General features: G+C 62.2%; 14 protein-coding genes. 7 read left to right on the top strand and 7 right to left on the bottom strand.

The annotated features are described in order from the left end of the window. Positions 1-2: 2 nt before the first annotated feature. From ACVMIH_RS25645 to ACVMIH_RS25675, 7 genes are all read right to left on the bottom strand, one after another. Positions 3-2,864: a hypothetical protein gene (locus ACVMIH_RS25645; RefSeq protein WP_456854478.1), complete on the bottom strand. Its 2,862-nt coding sequence runs from the start codon at positions 2,862-2,864 to the stop codon at positions 3-5. A 123-nt stretch (positions 2,865-2,987) separates the two neighbouring features. Further along, the gene (locus tag ACVMIH_RS25650; RefSeq protein WP_057021157.1) at positions 2,988-3,602 is read right to left on the bottom strand and encodes a DsrE family protein; all 615 of its coding nucleotides are present in this window, start codon (positions 3,600-3,602) and stop codon (positions 2,988-2,990) included. 35 nt (positions 3,603-3,637) lie between these two features. Beyond that, the gene (locus ACVMIH_RS25655; RefSeq protein WP_225643109.1) at positions 3,638-4,231 is read right to left on the bottom strand and encodes a hypothetical protein; all 594 of its coding nucleotides are present in this window, start codon (positions 4,229-4,231) and stop codon (positions 3,638-3,640) included. A gap of 32 nt (positions 4,232-4,263) precedes the next feature. Beyond that, on the bottom strand, positions 4,264-5,268 hold the full coding sequence (locus ACVMIH_RS25660) for a TAXI family TRAP transporter solute-binding subunit (protein WP_057021156.1): 1,005 nt from the start codon (positions 5,266-5,268) through the stop codon (positions 4,264-4,266). 213 nt (positions 5,269-5,481) lie between these two features. Next, positions 5,482-6,870 carry a sensor histidine kinase gene (locus ACVMIH_RS25665; protein WP_456863816.1) on the bottom strand — a complete coding sequence of 463 codons (1,389 nt, stop codon included), beginning with the start codon at positions 6,868-6,870 and terminating at the stop codon, positions 5,482-5,484. Further along, the gene (locus tag ACVMIH_RS25670; protein ID WP_076834811.1) at positions 6,870-7,535 is read right to left on the bottom strand and encodes a response regulator transcription factor; all 666 of its coding nucleotides are present in this window, start codon (positions 7,533-7,535) and stop codon (positions 6,870-6,872) included. Before ACVMIH_RS25670 ends, ACVMIH_RS25665 begins: the two co-directional genes overlap by 1 nt. A gap of 105 nt (positions 7,536-7,640) precedes the next feature. Beyond that, positions 7,641-8,099 carry a hypothetical protein gene (locus ACVMIH_RS25675; RefSeq protein WP_199805383.1) on the bottom strand — a complete coding sequence of 153 codons (459 nt, stop codon included), beginning with the start codon at positions 8,097-8,099 and terminating at the stop codon, positions 7,641-7,643. A 185-nt stretch (positions 8,100-8,284) separates the two neighbouring features. On the opposite strand from ACVMIH_RS25675, the gene ACVMIH_RS25680 reads away from it, so the two are divergent. The 7 genes from ACVMIH_RS25680 to ACVMIH_RS25710 all read left to right on the top strand — a co-directional run bounded on the left by ACVMIH_RS25680 (position 8,285) and on the right by ACVMIH_RS25710 (position 17,811). Then, the gene (locus ACVMIH_RS25680) at positions 8,285-8,734 is read left to right on the top strand and encodes a hypothetical protein (protein ID WP_057021152.1); all 450 of its coding nucleotides are present in this window, start codon (positions 8,285-8,287) and stop codon (positions 8,732-8,734) included. Positions 8,735-8,867: 133 nt separating this feature from the next. Next, positions 8,868-10,151, top strand: a complete 1,284-nt coding sequence (locus tag ACVMIH_RS25685) for an MFS transporter (RefSeq protein ID WP_456863819.1) — start codon at positions 8,868-8,870, stop codon at positions 10,149-10,151. After that, entirely contained in the window at positions 10,151-11,410 is a 1,260-nt protein-coding gene (locus ACVMIH_RS25690) for an arsenic transporter (protein WP_456863822.1), read from the top strand. The genes ACVMIH_RS25685 and ACVMIH_RS25690 overlap by 1 nt, the downstream gene beginning before the upstream one ends. Before the next feature lie 713 nt (positions 11,411-12,123). Continuing rightward, on the top strand, positions 12,124-13,797 hold the full coding sequence (locus ACVMIH_RS25695) for a RecQ family ATP-dependent DNA helicase (protein ID WP_456863825.1): 1,674 nt from the start codon (positions 12,124-12,126) through the stop codon (positions 13,795-13,797). A gap of 659 nt (positions 13,798-14,456) precedes the next feature. Next, a complete protein-coding gene (locus tag ACVMIH_RS25700; RefSeq protein WP_456863828.1) occupies positions 14,457-16,055 on the top strand; it encodes a recombinase family protein in 1,599 nt (532 codons plus the stop codon). Next, positions 16,033-16,911 (top strand): ParB/RepB/Spo0J family partition protein, encoded by an 879-nt coding sequence (locus ACVMIH_RS25705; RefSeq protein WP_456863831.1) that lies wholly within the window; start codon positions 16,033-16,035, stop codon positions 16,909-16,911. The genes ACVMIH_RS25700 and ACVMIH_RS25705 overlap by 23 nt, the downstream gene beginning before the upstream one ends. A 3-nt stretch (positions 16,912-16,914) precedes the next feature. Further along, entirely contained in the window at positions 16,915-17,811 is an 897-nt protein-coding gene (locus ACVMIH_RS25710; RefSeq protein ID WP_456863834.1) for a plasmid partitioning protein RepB C-terminal domain-containing protein, read from the top strand. The last annotated feature ends 268 nt before the right edge of the window (positions 17,812-18,079 follow it).

Consider the following 18,079-nt stretch of genomic DNA (forward strand, 5'->3'; position numbering starts at 1 on the left):
CGCTATCGGCGCAGCGCTTCCAGACGCGATTTCGCCTCATGGACTCCCGCGGCGTTGGCCTTGGCGTAGAGGTCTTGCGCCCTGCGCTCGTCGCCGCGCGTGCCGTAAGTCCCCCACTTCGCAAGAATCAGGGGATCGTAGGTTTCTGCCAGCGCGAAGCTCGCCTGGGCGCTGCCCATTTCCACGGCGCGCTCGAGTACAAGCCGCGCCGCGCCTATGTCGCCCTGACGCAACAAGGAGCTCGCCCGCGCAACCAACCCTCCGGCTTCCGCAGCCTGCTCGGGAGCAGGCTGGGCAACCGCGCGAGCAGGCGCCGCTCGCGTCTGTTCGGCGGTTGGATTGGTGGCCACTTCGATGGACTTGTCCCGCGCGGTCGCACCGGTCGTCAACGCCGCGCCGTGCGCCTTGCGATCCTCGGCCTCATACGCATGGATTGCGCTCCGCGACAAAGGGAGGTGCTGGGGCTGCACGTCGATCCTGGCGCGCAATTGTCTCAACTCGGCAGCGCTGGCTTCCGCCGCCTGCTTCTGCAGCAAGATTTCCTCGCCTGCCTTTGCCGCCCGCGCCGTCTGGGTCTCGCTGTCGCGATGCGCTGCCGCCAGATCTTGCTCCAGCCGCGCCGACCGCTCACGCTCCTTTTGCAGGTCCGCCGCAGCGCTCTTTCCCACAGCTTGCAGCCGGGACGTTTCCTTGCCCGCTTCGGTCACCAGCACGGCCTTGCTCTCGACGTCACGTCGCGCCGCCGCGAGATCCTGCTCCAGCCGGGCGGACCGCTCACGCTCCTTTTGCAGCTCGGCCGCACCGCTCTTCTCCACCGCCTTCAGCCGGGACGTTTCCTTGCCCGCCTCGGTCACCAGCACGGCCTTGCTCTCGATATCACGGCGCGCCGACGCAAGATCCTGCTCCAGCCGGGCGGACCGCTCATGCTCCTTTTGCAGCTCGGCCGCACCGCTCTTCTCCACCGCCTTCAGCCGGGACGTTTCCTCGTCTGCTTTCGTCGCCAGCGCCGTCTTGGTCGCGACATCGCGCCGCGCTGCCGCGAGATCCTGCTCCAGCCGGTCGGCCCGCGCCGCTTGCAGTGAGTTCTGCAACTCCGCCGCACCGCTTTCCCTTTCCCGCTTCAGTCGGGCGGTTTCCTCGCCTGCTTTCGTCGCCAGCGCGGTTTGCGTCTCGACATCGCGGCGCGCAGCCGCAAGATCCTGCTCCAGCCGCACCAGTCGCTCACGTTCGTCCGGTGTGGATTTGTGAACCGAAGCCGCGCCGCTCTCGGCCGCCTGCCTGAGCTCCGCTGCTTCTTCACCGGCTTTTCGGGCCTGCGCCTCGAAGGCGTAGATCGTGCTTCGCGTCTGGGAAAGCTCCTGTGTCAGCGCGTCGGCCTTGGCACGCGAGTCCCGCAGCTCGGCGGCCCCGGCCTCCACCGTCCGCTTCTGCCGCAGGGCTTCATCGGCCGCCTTTGCCGCCAGCGCGGTCTGGGTCTCGGCATCACGCCGCGCGACCGCAAGGTCCTGCTCCAGCCTTTCGGACCGCTCTCGCTCCTTTTGCAGGGAGCCCTGCGACTCGGCCGCTCCGCTTTCGCTTTGCTGTTTCAGTCGGGAAACCTCCTCGCCGGCTTTGGTCGCCAGCGCGGCCTGGGTCTCGACGTTGCTGCGGGCAGCCGCAAGGTCCCGCTCCAGCCGTGCGAACCGCTCACCTTCGTCGGGTGTGAATTTGCTGACCGAAGCCGTGCAGCTTGCAACCGCCTGCCTGAGCTCCGTCGCTTCGTCTCCGGATTTACGGACTTGGGCTTCGTATGCATAGATCGAGCTCCGCGACAGCGAGAGGTCTTGCGCCAGCGCCTCGGCTCGTTCGCGCAATTGCCTGAGCTCGGCAGCTCCGACGTCCGCTGCCTGCTTCTGCCGCAGGGCTTCTTCCTTCGTCGTTGTCGCCAACGCCATCTGGGTCTCGACATCGCGCCGCGCTGCCGCCAGATCCTGCTCCAGCTGCGCGCTCCGCTCGTGCTCCCTTTGCAGGGCCGACTGCAGCTCCGTAGCGCCGCTTTCACGCATCCCCTTCAGCTGGGAAACCTCCTCGCCTGCCTTTGCCGCCAGCGCCGTCTGAGTCTCGACGTTGCGGCGCAATGCCTCGAGATCCTGCTCGAGCCGCGCGGACCGCTCGCGCTCCCGCTGCAGATCCGCCGCGCCACCTTCCGCCGCTGCTTTCAGCCGAGACGCTTCCTCACCCGTTTTTGTCGCCAGCACGGTCTGGGTTTCGACATCACGCCGCGCTGCCGCCAGATCCCGCTCCAGGCGCTCCGCCCGCTCACGCGTCTCTTGCAGGGAGTTCAGCAACTCCGCGCCGCCCTGCGCGGCCTGCTTCTCTTCGGCCGCCTTGTCCGTCAACGCGGCCTGGGCCTCGATATCGCGGCGCGCCGCCGCTAGACTCTGCTCCATCGACTCGGCCCGATAGCGCTCTTGCTCGAGACGTTGCAGCAACTCGATGTCACGTCTTGCATTCGTCAGTTCGCAGGAGAGCGACTCCGCCCAGTTGTATTCCCGTTTCGAGGCCTGCCCCGTGTCGCCGACGCTCGCTTGGGCGACCTGCACCGGTCTGTCATTGCCGCCTCGACCCGGCGGCAAGGCTTCGGGAGCGCCGTTCCTTGCCGCTTCGATGAAAGCGGGACTACCGGCAGCCGCCGAATGCTGCGGTTGCGTCGAAGGGCGCGCCGGATCTGGGGAAGCCCGTGTTTCCGGCGCGCACACCATTGCGAGCATGGCAGCAGTCGTCCACGACAGCGCGGACCGTCCCGCCTTGGGCAGCAGGCGGCGCGACGAATCTGCGATGTCGCAGCCGGCAACTGCCTTGTCCTTGAGGATCACCGGGCCCATCCGCAATCACCTGTCGCGTGGCGACACGATCTGTTGAGGTACGGCATTATGCGCCGTACCGCAGCGCGAAGCCTACAGCCCGCATGGAGGACCCCACCCACCCCTTTCGGGTTAGGCCACAGGTCACGGCTTCACATAGGACCAGCCCTTCTCCTGCAGTTCCATCACGCGCACGACGCCTGACTTCACCACCTCCGCCTGGCGAACAATCGGGATATCCTTGTTCTCGGCCTTGTGCATTTTTTCCTGGGTATTGCCACAGGCCTTGAACGAGACCTCCGGCGTGCTCAGCGCCATTTCCTCGAGACGGGCTTTCACCGGCGAGGTGTCGTCGCGCAGCATGTGCAGGCCGGGTCCGAAGGTGACCACCTCGATTTTCACCTTCTCGCCGAGATCCTTGTAGTATTGCGCAACGTTGACTGCGTTGTTGAGCGCGAGATTCATGGCTGCGGGATCGTTCGTGTTCACCTGCAGGATCAGGTTGTGCGACTTGGCGTTGGATGGAAGCCGGGCGTTGGCGTCGAGAGGAGATCGTTCCCTCTTGTGGGTGGTCGCCTTGCGCGAGATATGAACCCTTTGGACCTTTTCTGAAACGTGCTGATAGTCCGCAGTGCGGTTCGTTGTTGTCGGTGTCCAGTACCGTCCGCCGCCTTGCTCCGCCGCAGCGTATGAAGCGGCCAGGAGCGCCGTTGCGGCTCCGATGATGGTTACCTTCGCAATATGCTGAAACACGCGCATGGATACCTCCTGTTAAAGACACGTCATTGAAATCTCTAGCCGTTGGGTTTTGCGGTCGGTTGTGGCCACCTGCAGGCAGCGGTGATCTTCGCGCGCACCACATCCATCCCGCCCAACGGAAACACCGCATCCAGCGCCGGTCCGGTACGGGGTGCGAGGTGAATATTGAGACCTCCGCCGTCCGGAAGGGACTGCAGCAAGCGAACCACGTCACCGCCGAACGCAACGCCGGTCCCGGACGCAGGCACAGCTGCCGCTACTTGCTGCGGCGGACCGTCGTTGATGCGGTAGGAAATCGCATATCCATCGCCGCGACCGGACACGCGGGAGCCCGCGACGATCAGTTCGCTCCGCCCGCCATGGCAGCGAATCGAAAGCGTCATTGCGCTTTCGCCAGCACCGTCGCGCGATGACGTCGTGGCGGTGGCGACCGGTGAATAGTCGAGCGGTGAAGTCGTCAGGCTGACGACCCAGCTGTTACCCAGGTTCGCCTGGGGCAGCGCCGACGCCCGCGGTGTCTTCTCGGAGCACTCCGGCCGTTCGGAGCGTTCCTTGGCGGAGCAATCGCGGAGCTGAGCGATCTGGCGATATCCTGCCGCCTGCGCCGAAGCAATGCCGCTTGCGAGCAAGACTCCAGCCACCGCGCAGGTCGCCGCGCGTCTCATTGCGATGTATTTGCGGCGGCGCGCGGCTCGCGATCGAGCCACGCCTGCGCTGCGGGGAAGCGCGTCAGGCCGGGAACGGTCGCGGCGAGATTGATCGTCTTCCACTTTTGGTCGAAGCCCGGCTGCTGCAGCTTGTCGATCCGCGAGAACAGATACTCCACGAAGCGCGCAAGGCGCTCATAGCGGTTCGATTTGGCCGGAAAGTTGAAAGCCACCAGGGCGGTCGGCACGGCGATTGTCGTGACGCGCTCGCCCTGCTTGATGAGATTGGGATACTCCGTGGCCTCGAGCGAGGCGGGAAGATAAAAGTCTTCGAACCTCCTGTCATAGGGAACAGGCAGGAACTTGAACCCCGGGTCCCAGCGGCCGCGCACGAAGGCATCCACCGGCTTCGAGGTGATGAAGACGACCGCGGCCATCTCGCCCTTGCGCATCTGCTCGAGCGCGACCTGATGGGGAATGAAGGTTTTTTCCACATCGAGGCCAAGGCGGCTGAAGATCAGCGGCCCCGAATAGGCCGCCGCGGTACCCAGATTATTGAAGTTCACCTTCTTGCCGGCGAGATCGCTCAGGCTTTGGATCTCGGGACGAACGAAGATATGCAGTTCGGACGGAAACAGGTTCAGCACGAAAGCCAGCCGTTGCTGGATATCCGGCACCTGGCTCCTGTATTCCTCGAGCACGTCGGAATTGATGATGGCGGCATCGATGCCGCGCAAATACAGCAGCGAGTTCACATTCTCCGTCGGCCCGCGCGTCACGACCGGCAACACATGCAGCTTGTCGCCATCGTCTACCACGCGGGCGATTTCGGCCGCGAGACGAATGGGCGCGCCCTCGAGCAGGCCCCCGGCGAGGCCGATCGTCCAGGCATTCATCGTCACCTGCGGCTTTTGCGGCGGCGGCTCACGGCGCAATTGACGCGGTGCAGCAGGTTGCGCCTGTGCATCCACGTTTGACAGCGGAACGGTCGTGAGCAGCGGAATCAGCAGCGCCAGCATGCGCAACGGGTGCAATTCCCTTTTTGCGGTCTGTCCCATGGGATCTCCGCCCTCGCCGATCGGTGATTTTGTCGTAGTTTCATGCAGTTCATCGGCGCGCGCTATTTCTCCCCATGGGGGAGCCCACTACTCCTTCCGGATTATCCATTGTGCGTGTCCCCACGCCGCGGCAGCGCGGGACCGGTCACCGGCACCAGACATCCGGGATTTCCCTCACTCCAGCCCCCCGGACGGCAGACGTATCGCCACTCGAAGTCCCCCGAGTGGAGACCGGTCCAGGCTAAGGGATCCGGCGTAAAGCTCGGTGAGTTCCCGCGTGATCGACAGCCCGAAGCCGAATCCTGGAGAGCTTTCGTCGAGCCGTTGGCCGGCCTGCACCGCCTGCGACATCTGCTCCGGCGAAAGCCCCGGTCCATCGTCCTCGACGACGAGGACGACACTTCGCGTCTCCTCGCGAGATTCGACGACAACCTTGCTGCCGCACCAGGAGAAGGCGTTCTCCAGCACGTTTCCCAGCATCTCGTCGACGTCCTGCTGTTCGCAGGCTACCGCCAGGCCGGCTGGTATATGATTGACGAAATCGATCGTCTTGTCGGCGTTCACTTTGCCGAGGACGAGACCGAGATCCGCGACGCGTGGCGCGATTACTGTTCTTGTCCGAACCGGACCGCAAAGTGCGGCCGATCGGGCGCGACCCAGATGATGCCGGATGCGCCGGTCCATTAGGACGACGAGACCGTGAAGATCCTCTGAGCCTGACGATTGCTTCTGCAGCGCGACCGCCAGCGTCGCAAGCGGCGTTTTCAGTCCGTGCGCCAGATTCGAGACGTGTTTGCGCGCCCGCTCCAGGTTGGTGGCGTTCTGAACCAGCAGCGCATTCAGTTCGGTGGCCAATGGCTGCACCTCGCCCGGCTGCGCGTCGGGCACGTTGTCGCGAAGTCCAGCTCTTACATCGGCGACCGCCTGACGAAGTCGTTCGAGGGGACGCAACCCCAGACGAACCTGGATCAGCATCGCTAAGATCAATGCGATGCCGAGCACCGCGAGCGACAAGGCCAACGTGCGCATTGCTTCCCACAACGGCCCGCGCACCGCGTCTCTCGGCGCGGAGGCCACGATCGTGACAGGAGTGCCGGACACCGCGACGTTCAAAATGCGAAAGTGGAGTACGTTGTCGTATGGACCCTTGCCGTCGGCAGGCAGCGGGCGTTCTCGCGGAGGCGGATCTTCGCCGATCGGGGGAGGCGGCGGCGGGGGCGGCAGGGGTCTGTTGCTGATATCGGGAGGAGCCAGATCCGCTCCGTCGAGCGACCGCGACCGCAAGGCGTTCTTTGGCCCCAAAATCTGCCAGTACCAGCCGCGTCGGCGTCGATCGAATGGCGGCCCGTCGGCGGATCCCGCCAGACGAATGTTGCCGGCGCCGTCGGCTTCAAGCATGGACGCGAGGAAGAGGATCTGCGCGTCGAGCCTCTGATCGATCTGCCCCTGCACGAATCGATGCAGCACGAACGATATCAGGATCGCGGCGACGATCAGGGCCGCGGTGATGAACACGCCGGCTCCGATCATGAGGCGCCGGCCGAGCGATGCATTCCGGCTCATCATGGGGATCCCGAGTTGAGCTTGTAGCCGCGGCCCCTTTCGGTCTCGATCAGCGCCTTGCCGACCTTGCGCCGGAGCCGCGCGACGATCACTTCGATGGAATTCGAATCCGTCCCGACGTCGCCCTCATAGACCTTTTCCGACAGCAGGCCTCGCTCGACCACGGTGTCCTTGCGCAGGATCAGGCATTCGAGAACACGCCACTCCAACCCGGTCAGCTTCAACGGCAATCCATCGAGCTCGAACACGCCGGTCTGCGTTTCGAAGCTCAGGGGTCCGCAGGAAATTCGCGGCACAGCATGCCCCGAGGCGCGACGGACCAGCGCGCGAAGGCGCATGACCAGTTCCTCGATCCGGAATGGCTTGGTGAGATAGTCATCGGCCCCGGCCTTGAAGCCTTCCACCTTGTCGGTCCAGCCGTCGCGCGCAGTCAGGATCAGCACCGGCAGGTGCCGGCCCTGCTTCCGCCAACCGCGCAGCACCTCGACGCCGGGCACTTTGGGCAGCCCGAGATCGAGCACCGCGGCATCGTAGGATTCGGTTTCGCCGAGGTGCTGTCCGTCCTCGCCGTTGGCGGCGATGTCGACCGCGAAATTCTCCTCACGCAGGGCTCGGGCAATCTCTTGCGCGAGCAGGCGATCGTCTTCGACCAGAAGGATTTTCATTCGGCTCACACCTCGGACCGGAACTAGGCGCCCAAGCTTAACTCAAGCTGAACGGAACGGTTCAGGCTGGATTGGGGACAGTGTCCTAGGCTTCAGGCATCGCAATCATGAAAGGAGCGTCCAATGACCGAAAGCGATGCACAGAGGGATACGAGCCCGTCGCTGCCTGGGCGTCGGCAGGTCCGGCATCGTGGCCTGTTGGCAGGGGCCGCGCTTGCCGTGCTTGTCGCCGGCGCAGCGGCCGGTGCCGCTGGCGTTCGCGTCGCCCAGAATTGGCCGCCGCGCAACGTCATGCTGCTGCAGCCGACCGCGATCGACAGGCTGCAACCCGGCGGTCCGTCCGCCGTGCGCGGCAACGTCGCTGAGATCTTCGGCCACATGTTCTTGATGGAGGACGGCGGCGGCCGCGCCCTGATCGATCTCGGACCGCGTGGGGATAATGCCGATGCCGTCACCAGGGGAGAGATCGTGACGGTCCAGGGAATGTTCGATCAGGGGATCTTCCGCGCTCAAATCGTCTCGCATGCCGACGGCCGAACCGAAGCCTTCGGTCCTCCGCCGCATCCGCCTCGCGGCGCGCCACCGCCGCCTCCGCGGGCCGACGGGCCGCCTCCGCCGCCGCCCCCAGGGGCACCACCCCCACCACCGCGGGCTGACGCCCCGCCACCACCGCCCGGAGCACCGCCACCGCCCCCTGGGCCCAAAGCGCTTTGAGCAAATCACGAACAGTAGAAAATCAGGAGATCAGGATGTCGGAAGACCAGATCAAATTGTCCGGCAGGATCGTGCACGTTTTTGCGCACCGCTTTGTGGTTCAGACCCCGAAAGGCATGGTGCTTGCCGATCTCACGCCGCATGGAGCAGACCTCGTCAAGCTCCGGATCGGAGCCGATGTCGAACTGGAAGGCGAGCAGAAGCCTTCTGAGCTCAAGGTGACGCATTTCGCGTGCGATGGCGCGGGCGTGACGATCCAGCACAAGAAGAAGCCCGAGCACGCCCACCACGAACCCGCAGACCCCGCCGCAGCGATCGAGGCCGCTCGCTCGGCCGGGTTCGAACCGATGGGTACGCCCCGTCGCAAGCCCAAGCATTTCGAAATAGACGGCCGGCGCAACGGCGAGACCTACGAACTGCACGTCGAATTGGGCGGACGAATCCGGAAAGCCAAGCTCGTCGGCAACGGACACGAAGCTGCTTGACGCTTAGGGGACGACTGACGCCGCTCTGAGCAGCCGTAACAGGAAACCGGACCCGAACCGGACTCAACCGGCTCGGGTGCGTCGAGGATCTCATCGGACAGGCAGTTTGTTTAATCAAGCATCGGGATGCAACGTGTCGATAGCACCGACGGCCTCATACAGCGCAAGTCCAGAGAAGGCGCTCCGTCCGCTGCTCGCGCTGAACTTCTTCATCGCCGACATGCAGGCCGGCATCGGGCCGTTCCTCGGCGTATTTCTGCTCGCGCAGGGCTGGCAGGCCGGCTGGATCGGGACGGTGATGACGGCGGGCGGCGTTGCTGGGATGTTGATGACGACGCCGGCCGGAGCCCTGATCGACGCCACGCGCAGCAAGAAGCTGTTCGTCATCATCCCCGGCATCTGCAGTGTCGTCGCCTCCGGCATCGTGCTGCTGTCACAGGAGTTCTGGCTCGTGGCAGCCTCACAGGTCGCGACGGCGATTGCCGGCGCCGCGATCGGTCCGGCCGTCGCCGGCATCACGCTGGGTATCGTCCGCCAGGCAGGCTTCAATCGACAGAACGGCCGTAACCAGGCCTTCAACCACGCCGGCAACATGGTCGGCGCCGGGCTGTCCGGATTCGTCGGCTGGGTGTACGGCTTCACCGCGGTGTTCTGGCTCGCGGCGCTCTTCGGTGTTCTCTCGATCGCTTCCGTTATGATGATCCCGAGCGCGTCCATCGACGACGACGCAGCCCGCGGGCTCGAACGCGAGAGCACGGACGACAAGCGCGCGAGCGGGTTGCAAGTGCTGATCGAATCGAAGCCATTGCTGATCCTCGCCGCAACTCTGCTGTTCTTCCACCTCGGCAATGCGGCGATGCTCCCGCTGTACGGCCTGGCGGTCGTGGCCGACAAGCAGGCCGACCCCGCGAGCTTCGTCGCGATGACCATCGTCATCGCCCAGGGCACCATGATCCTGACCTCGCTGGTTGCGATGCGGATGGCCGAAAGGGAGGGCTACTGGCTGGTCATGCTGGTGTCGTTCATCGCCTTGCCGGTCCGGAGCCTCATCGCGGCGTGGCTCCTGAACAGCTGGGGCGTTTATCCGGTACAGATTCTTGACGGCGTCGGCGCGGGATTGCAGAGCGTGGCAGTGCCCGGCCTCGTCGCGCGGATTCTCGACGGGACCGGGCGGATCAATGCCGGCCATGGCGCGGTCATGACGGTCCAAAACATCGGTGCCTCGCTCAGCCCTGCGATCGGTGGCTGGATCGCACAGGAGTTCGGGTATGGGCCGATGTTTCTCATTCTCGGTGGCAGCGCCACGGTCTCAGTCGCGCTGTGGAGCGTCTTCGCGCCGTTGTTGAAGCCTGCTTGTGCGACAAAGCCCGGGCACGCATCGGATGCAATGGTTTCAAGCGCCGCGAGTGTCGCCTGATGTTCACTCACAACGCCGCGACCTGGGGAATCGCCGGTCTTGCGACCTTGGGCGTCATTGCGCGCCCCTGGAATCTGCCGGAATACATCTGGGCAGTGACCGGCGCCGTCCTGCTGATCGCCTTCGACCTGTTGCCGTGGCGAGACGCCGTCGCGGCGGCAGGCAAGGGAACGGACGTCTACTTCTTTTTGATCGGCATGATGCTGCTGGCCGAGGTCGCTCGGAAAGAGGGCTTGTTCGATTGGTTCGCCGAACTCGCCGTCAAGCATTCGCGCAACTCAGCGTCGCGGTTGTTTTCGATCGTCTATGCGGTCGGTACGCTGGTCACCATTTTCCTGTCGAACGACGCCACCGCCGTCGTGCTGACGCCCGCGGTCTACGCCGCGACCCGTGCCGCGAAGGTCGAGCCGCTGCCGTATCTTTTCGTCTGTGCGTTCATCGCCAACGCCGCCAGCTTCGTGCTGCCGATCTCTAATCCGGCCAACCTCGTGTTGTTCGGCGCGCGGATGCCGACGCTGCCGCAGTGGCTGCACTACTTCCTGCTGCCCTCGATCGTGGCGATTGCAGCGACCTTCATCATGCTCCGGCTCAGCCTGCGGAACAGCCTGTCGGGTAGTGTCGATGTGCGCGACGGAGAGCCGGCCGTGCTTGCCAGAAGTGCCGCGATCGTCGCCGCCGGCATCGGCGCGACGGCGGCGGTCCTGCTCGCCACATCGGCGTTGGGTCTGGATCTTGGAATCCCGACATTTGCCTGCGGGGCGATGGTGACCGTGATCGTGCTCCTGCTCGGCCGCACATCGCCGCTATCGATCGCGCGCGATATCTCATGGTCGGTCCTTCCTCTCGTCGCCGGACTGTTCATCCTGGTCGAGGGCCTCAATCGCACCGGCGTGCTGCCGGCACTCGCGGAAGAGCTCGAGCGAACCGCCGCGCGATCGCCGCACGCAACCTCATGGGGCGCCGGCGTCATCACGGCGATCGCCTCGAACCTCATCAACAATCTGCCGATGGGTCTGATCGCGGCGACGACCACGCAAGCCGCGCAGGCGTCGCATCACGTCACCGGCGCAATCCTGATCGGCGTCGACCTCGGACCCAACCTTTCAGTCACCGGTTCACTCGCCACGATCCTGTGGCTGATCGCGCTGCGGCGCGAGGCTGAGCATGTTGGCGCGCTTCGCTTTCTGCAACTCGGCATTGTGGTCATGCCGCCGGCATTGGTACTTTCGCTGCTTGCGCTCTCGCTGTCTGCCTCATAAGAGCGGTTGCGGCTTCGATTGCCAGAAACGGGGGGGAGCTCCAAGAGGGCTCAACTTCTCTTGGCGGGGCCGCGCATGTTGTGTAAGCGCTGCATACGCGCCGCCGGTCGCACAAAATCGTAGAAGATCGCGGCTTGGCGCACTAAATCGTGGAAATGGCGGAGGGAGAGAATCTAGAAAAAAATTTGCTCTTCTGCTGCGGCTGGGGTGCCCTCGCTAGGGGAGAACATCCGAATCTCCAGGGCTCTCGGTATCACTTCGGGATGCAAATTAGCCCGAACCGCCAGCCCGGACAGTTGCTGACCCTAAAGGAATGCGCTTTCAGTCCTGTAAGAGCGACCACTCATAAATCCGGTGATGTCCGCTTCCGAGGGCAAGGCCGACACGTGCCCCCCTCCCCAGGGGTGTCGCTTTGTGACCCAAGGCGGAAATGCCTTTCGGCGTCCAATATGCCCGCTTCCGCGGAAGAAGCTGCCGTATGCGCCCTAGTGGTGACCTGAGGCTGTGTCGAATTATCTGTGCCATTGGCCCGTCCGCGCTGCCTCGACGTGCGCCAAACCGCCGCAAGACCGTAGCCCCGGCCAGCCACTTTCTTTTTTCCGACCGGTTCGCTAGTCCAGACCTGAGCGAATAGGCGTCCGAGAAGGGCAGTCGGTCACCGTCGCAGATGGGCGGCTTGAGAATCCAGCCACCTCTACCAGGGCGAGATCAGCGTGACGGGGGCAGTCGAAGCGGATTGGCGCAGGATTCGAGAGAGCATCCTTCGACGTGACAGGTTCAGGTGCGTCGAATGCGGAACGTCGTGCAATCGAGCTGAGGCTGACGTTCATCACCTACTACCACGCTCTGCCGGCGGCAGCGATGAGCCATCCAATCTGATCACCCTGTGCGACGGCTGTCATGCAGCGCATCATCCCATCCTCGCTGCTGGACTGGCTCGCCGGGCAATCGAACGCTGGGCAGCTAAACTTGCCCTGTGGCTTGATCGAGAGGGCGCGGTATCTGAGCAAAGCCAAAACTTTGGTCCGGCGCTCCGGCTGTTTGGCCTGGATCGCTTTCGGGATGGCCAGCTGCCGGTCGTCCAAGCCGCTCTGACAGGTCGATCGCTGCTGGTCGTCAGCCCAACGGGCTTTGGCAAGACACTGTGCTTTCAACTGCCGGCGGTCCAGCGGCGAGGGATCAGTGTGGTCGTCTCTCCCCTGAAAGCCCTAATGGGCGAGCAGGTCTCCTCGTTGATGAGGCGCAAGATCCCGGCCAGCTTTATCAACAGTGATATCGACATAGACGAGAAGCGCCTTCGTTACCGATCGCTGGCGAGCAATCATTTCAAATTGCTCTATGTGGCACCGGAGCGGTTCTTCGTTCGGAACACCAATGAGCAGCAGCTGCTCAGGTCGATTCGTCCCGCATTTCTGGTGGTTGATGAGGCCCACTGCGTCGACCAATGGGGAAGGGATTTTAGACCGGAGTATGGGCGCCTCAAGGAGGTTCGCGAGGCCCTGGGCTCGCCTCCCATTTTGGCATTCACCGCGACTGCTGGACGAGAAATGCAAGAGCGCATCTTGGAGTCGCTCGGAATTCCCGACGCGCAGATCTTCGTTCGTGGGGTCGACCGGCCCAATATTGCGCTTCTTCGATGGAGCGTACCAATCGACGAACGCCCTGGTGTAATCGCCCAGCTCTGCCGTGTTCGGATGCCGGGGAGCGGCAAGGTGATGATTTTTGTGCCAACCCGTAAGATTGGAGAGGCGTTGCAAAAGCAGCTTGGCGAACAAGGACTGGAAACGCCTTTCTATCATTCGCAGTTCGGCAGCGCCTGGGAGCGGGAGCAGCTCTTGAAGCGGTTTTCCGGGGAAAGTCGGCCGGAGGTTGATCGGATGATCTGCACAAGCGCGTTCGGCATGGGCCTTGACATCAAAAATGTTCGCATGGTGATCCATTGGCAGCATCCGTCCTCGATTGAGGACTATTTGCAAGAATTCGGACGCGCGGGCCGAGACGGCAATGCCTCTGTTGCAGTGCTGCTCCACGATTGGAACAATGCGCGGCGGGATATCGGCCTCCTGCGGTTTATGGCCGATCGGACGGTTGCGAACGCGCGATTGTCAGCTACCGAGGCCCTGGCCGTGTCGAGCCACAAAGCCGCTCAAATTGATCAGATGGCACGCTTAACGACGAGCCGGGGATGCTTCCGCGAGGCTCTCGTCGGGTATTTCACCGGACAAAAACGCGCCGCACACAGGAGCTTTTCGACTTGGCTGCTAGAACTCGTGTTTGCGGATCGCGGAGTGCGGCAGCAGCAGGTGGCTTGTTGCGATGCTTGCCAACAGCGCCTCATCAGCCGCCATGGGCCACCCGCCTTCATCAGGAAGGTGCTGGGCGAATAGTGAACGGAACGGCAATTCCTCAACATCCCTGTCGGCTGCTGATGTCTGGGCGGCCGTCATGGGCCGAAACGTGGCGTTTGCGTAGATGATGACACGGACCGCGCCGCGATCTTCAGTCGAAACATGGGGCATGGCACGTCCTCTCTCCAGCCGCACACGCGGCAGCACATCATGCGACAAAGCTTCGCGACTTTCGACTGCCGCCCAGGACTGGCCTAATGCTTGGTATCAGCTGGTTCGATTAAATCGGACAGAAGTGCCGCTGTCGCTTCGAGGCTCTCTCTAACCTGGACGAGCTTTTTATCAGAGAGAATCAGCCGGCGTCCTGACGCCTTCACCACACATTCAAATACTCCATCTGAATGTCTCATGAGACTTAGCAGGTGTTCCCCGCTCGGACCATTAACGCCCGCTAGCCAGTTCTTGGCCGTTCGCTCGTTGGCTCCCGTCCATCGGATCAGTAGCTTAAGTGCTTGATGGGTATCACCCAGCTCAGAGCGGAGTACTTCTGCAATCAGCAGCGCATAGTCAGTGGCTAGCGCCTCATAATCTACTGGAAGAGATCTGCCCGCTTTAGGAAGCATTTTTCCGCCAGGGATGCATATAGTCTCGTCGTCCCGGACAGTTCATCACCCCTTCTTGACGTTAGTGGGGCAGTCATGACCGTCTTCGAATCATCAAACTTACCTACTTCCGCAATGGAGCGAGTCGAGCCGCGGCCGCTTGCGGCAGAATACGTGCGAATGTCGACCGACCATCAACAGTACTCAACCGCCAACCAATCACAGGCGATTCGGGACTATGCTGCTCGGCATGGCTTTCAGATACAGACAACTTACGAAGACAGCGGCAAGAGCGGCCTAAATCTAGATGACCGAGACGCGCTAAAGCAGCTCATCGAGGATGTGCAAAGCGGCGCGGCGGACTTCTCGACTATTCTGGTTTATGACGTCAGTCGCTGGGGCCGCTTTCAAGATGCTGATGAAAGCGCTTATTACGAATACATCTGCAAACGTGCGGGCATCTCGGTGCGCTATTGCGCCGAACAGTTCGAAAATGATGGAAGCCCCGTTTCGACTATCGTGAAAGGCGTCAAGCGAGCGATGGCCGGCGAATACAGCCGCGAGCTATCCGTTAAGGTTTTTGCTGGGCAGCGCCGATTGATCGAACTTGGCTATCGTCAAGGCGGGCCGGCCGGCTTCGGGCTGCGGCGACAATTGATCGATCAGAATGGTGTACCCAAAGGAGAACTAGTTCGCGGTGAACACAAAAGCATCCAGACCGATCGCATCGTCCTAATTCCTGGCCCGGATGAAGAAATCGAGACCATCCGCTTTATCTACGATAGTTTCGTGCATCACGCCAAAGCCGAGCGCGAGATCGCGACCGTCCTCAACGACAGAAGAATCCTGACTGATCTCGGTCGCCCTTGGAGTAGGGCCACGGTGCACCAGATCCTGATCAACGAGAAGTATGTCGGCAACAATGTCTGGAACCGCTGCTCCTGCAAGCTGAAGGGTCACCGAGTCCATAACCCACCCGAGCGCTGGGTTCGGCACGACAAAGCGTTCGACTCGATTGTCGATGACGAGACCTTCCAGGCAGCGCAGAAGATCATCAACGATCGCGCCAACACCTACTCCGATGAAGAATTGCTGGACTTGCTGCGCGGCCTGCTCGAGAAGCACGGCTATTTGTCCGGCATCATCATTGATGAGTTAGAGTTTGGGCCCTCGAGCAGCGCCTACCGTTCCCGTTTCGGAAGCCTTATCCGGGCATATGAATTGATCGGTTTCAGCCCGGAGCGAGACTACCGCTATATTGAGATCAACCGGGCACTGCGGCGGATGTATCCAGACTTGATTGAGACAACGATTCGCGGGATCGAGGAGATTGGCGGCACGGTCGAGCAGAACGTCGAGACCGACCTGCTTTCGGTCAATGACGAATTCACGACCTCGTTATGTTTGGTTCGTGCACAGGAGACGCTGGCCGGCTCACACCGGTGGAAAATCCGATTCGATGCCGGCCTGCGCCCGGACATCACCGTCGCGATACGCATGAACCAGATGAACAGCGCCATCCTCGACTACTATCTCTTGCCGCGGTTCGAGATTGAGCACTCGCGTGCTTCGCTCGCCGAAGACAATGGTTTGGCGCTGGATGCGTACCGCTTCGACACCTTGGATATGCTATTTGAACTCGCCGCGCGTTCGCAATTGATGGAGGTTAGCTATGGGCTTGGTTCAATCCATTGACATGGTTTCGATCGGCGCGATCGATGTGGTGAACCCGCGGGCTCGCAACCGGCGCGTCTTCAAGGAGATTGTGACTAGCGTCGCTGAACTCGGGTTAAAGCGGCCGATCACGGTGAAGCGAAAAGCAGGTGACGGCGAGCCGCGCTACGATCTTGTCTGTGGCCAAGGGCGGCTCGAGGCCTACCAAGCGCTTGGGCAGCGAGAGATCCCGGCAATCGTCATCGATGCGACCAATGAGGACAGCGCGATCATGAGCCTGGTTGAGAATTGCGCCAGGCGCCAACACCGCTCGATTGACCTGCTGCACGACATCGACGGTCTGCGGCAGAGAGGATACGAGTTCGATGACATCGCCCGCAAGACCGGACTGACCGTCGAATATGTGAGGGGTGTCAGCAACTTGTTGGAGAATGGCGAACAGCGGTTGTTGCGCGCAGTCGAGGCCGGGCAACTGCCGGTCAGCATCGCCGTCTTGATCTCCCAGGCCGAAGACAATGACGTTCAAAACGTCTTGCAACACGCGTACGAGGAAAAGCTATTGCGAGGCCAGCGCCTGCTTGCGGCCAAGAAATTGATCGAGCAGCGGCGGCGCCGCGGCAAGGGATACAAGACCGGCCCACGCCGGGGCGACGACGCCCCGATCAGCTCGAACGCCCTGCTCCGTGCCTATCGGCAGGACGTCGACCGCAAGCGGGTCTTGGTCCGCAAATCCAACAGCACGAAGGCGCGGCTGGTCTTCATTCTGGAGGCTTTACGGAAGCTCCTGACCGAGCCGGACTTTCTATCTATCCTGGAAGGTGAAAAGCTCGATACTTTGCCGAAGAATCTTGCCGTTCGGCTGCACGGCCAGGGCTGAGCCATGGTGCGCCGGCCTCATATTTCAGTCCGGATGGGCTTTGAGGAGCGCACGCTCACCGTCCGACTTGCCGATATCCAGCCCCTCAAGCTGGTGTCAGAGGAGGTCAAGCGCTCGGCAAAATACCGCCAAATCGCGGCCTCGATCGCAGAAATCGGACTGGTCGAGCCGCCGGTCGTGGCGCGGAGCCGGGACGCAAGTGGCAAATTTCTGCTGCTCGATGGTCATCTGCGATTGGAGGTCTTGAAGGATTCCGGCCTGGTGGAGATCGAATGTCTGGTGTCGACCGAAGACGAAGCCTTCACCTATAACAAGCGGGTCAACCGTATCGCGATCATTCAGGAACATCGAATGATCCTCAAAGCGATCGAGAAGGGCGTCTCAGAGGCGCGGATCGCAAAAGCCCTTAATGTCGACGTCGCGAGCATCCGTCGCCGGCGCAAACTCTTGGATGGTATCTGCGCCGAGGCGGTTGAGCTGCTCAAAGAGAAACATCTGACCCTCAATACGTTTTCAGAGCTGCGCAAACTGGCCCCGATCAGGCAGATCGAGGCCGCGGAGCTAATGATCGCGATGAACAATTTCTCGAATAGCTATGTGCGTTCGCTGGTGGTGGCGACCCCACGCGGTCAATTAGCGTCCGGCTACACACCGCGCCAGCCCAAGGGGCTGTCGGACGAGCAAGTTGCACTGATGGAACGGGAATCCGCGTCGCTCGCCCGAGAGTTCAAGGTCGCCGAACAGACCTATGGCACCGACCATCTCGATCTGGTGTTGGCGGTCGGCTACCTCTCAAAACTCCTGCGCAACGGCAAAGTCGTTGGCTATCTGGCAAAGCACTTCCAGGAGCTGCTATTTGAATTCCAGCGGATCACGGAATCCGAGTCGACCGCGGCCTAACGGTCTACCCTGTTCGGCAGCCCTTGAATAAAGTTGGCTTCATTCGCGTATTGAAAGTTATGGAAGACGTCGGCCAGCGGGCTCAACTAACAATCCCACCTCCAGTTTGATCGGGCTGCCCACCGCGGACTCCAAAGGTTCAGCATGGGGCAGCGATGGCCAGTTAGGGTCTACTCCCCGGCCGTGACATTTCGTCGCAATAGGCCTAGGCCATCGTTACGCTAATCCAAATTGCCCTTAGGCTAGCTTGGTTCACTTTACTTAGAAA

The sequence above is a fragment of the Bradyrhizobium sp. USDA 4503 genome (assembly GCF_054055815.1).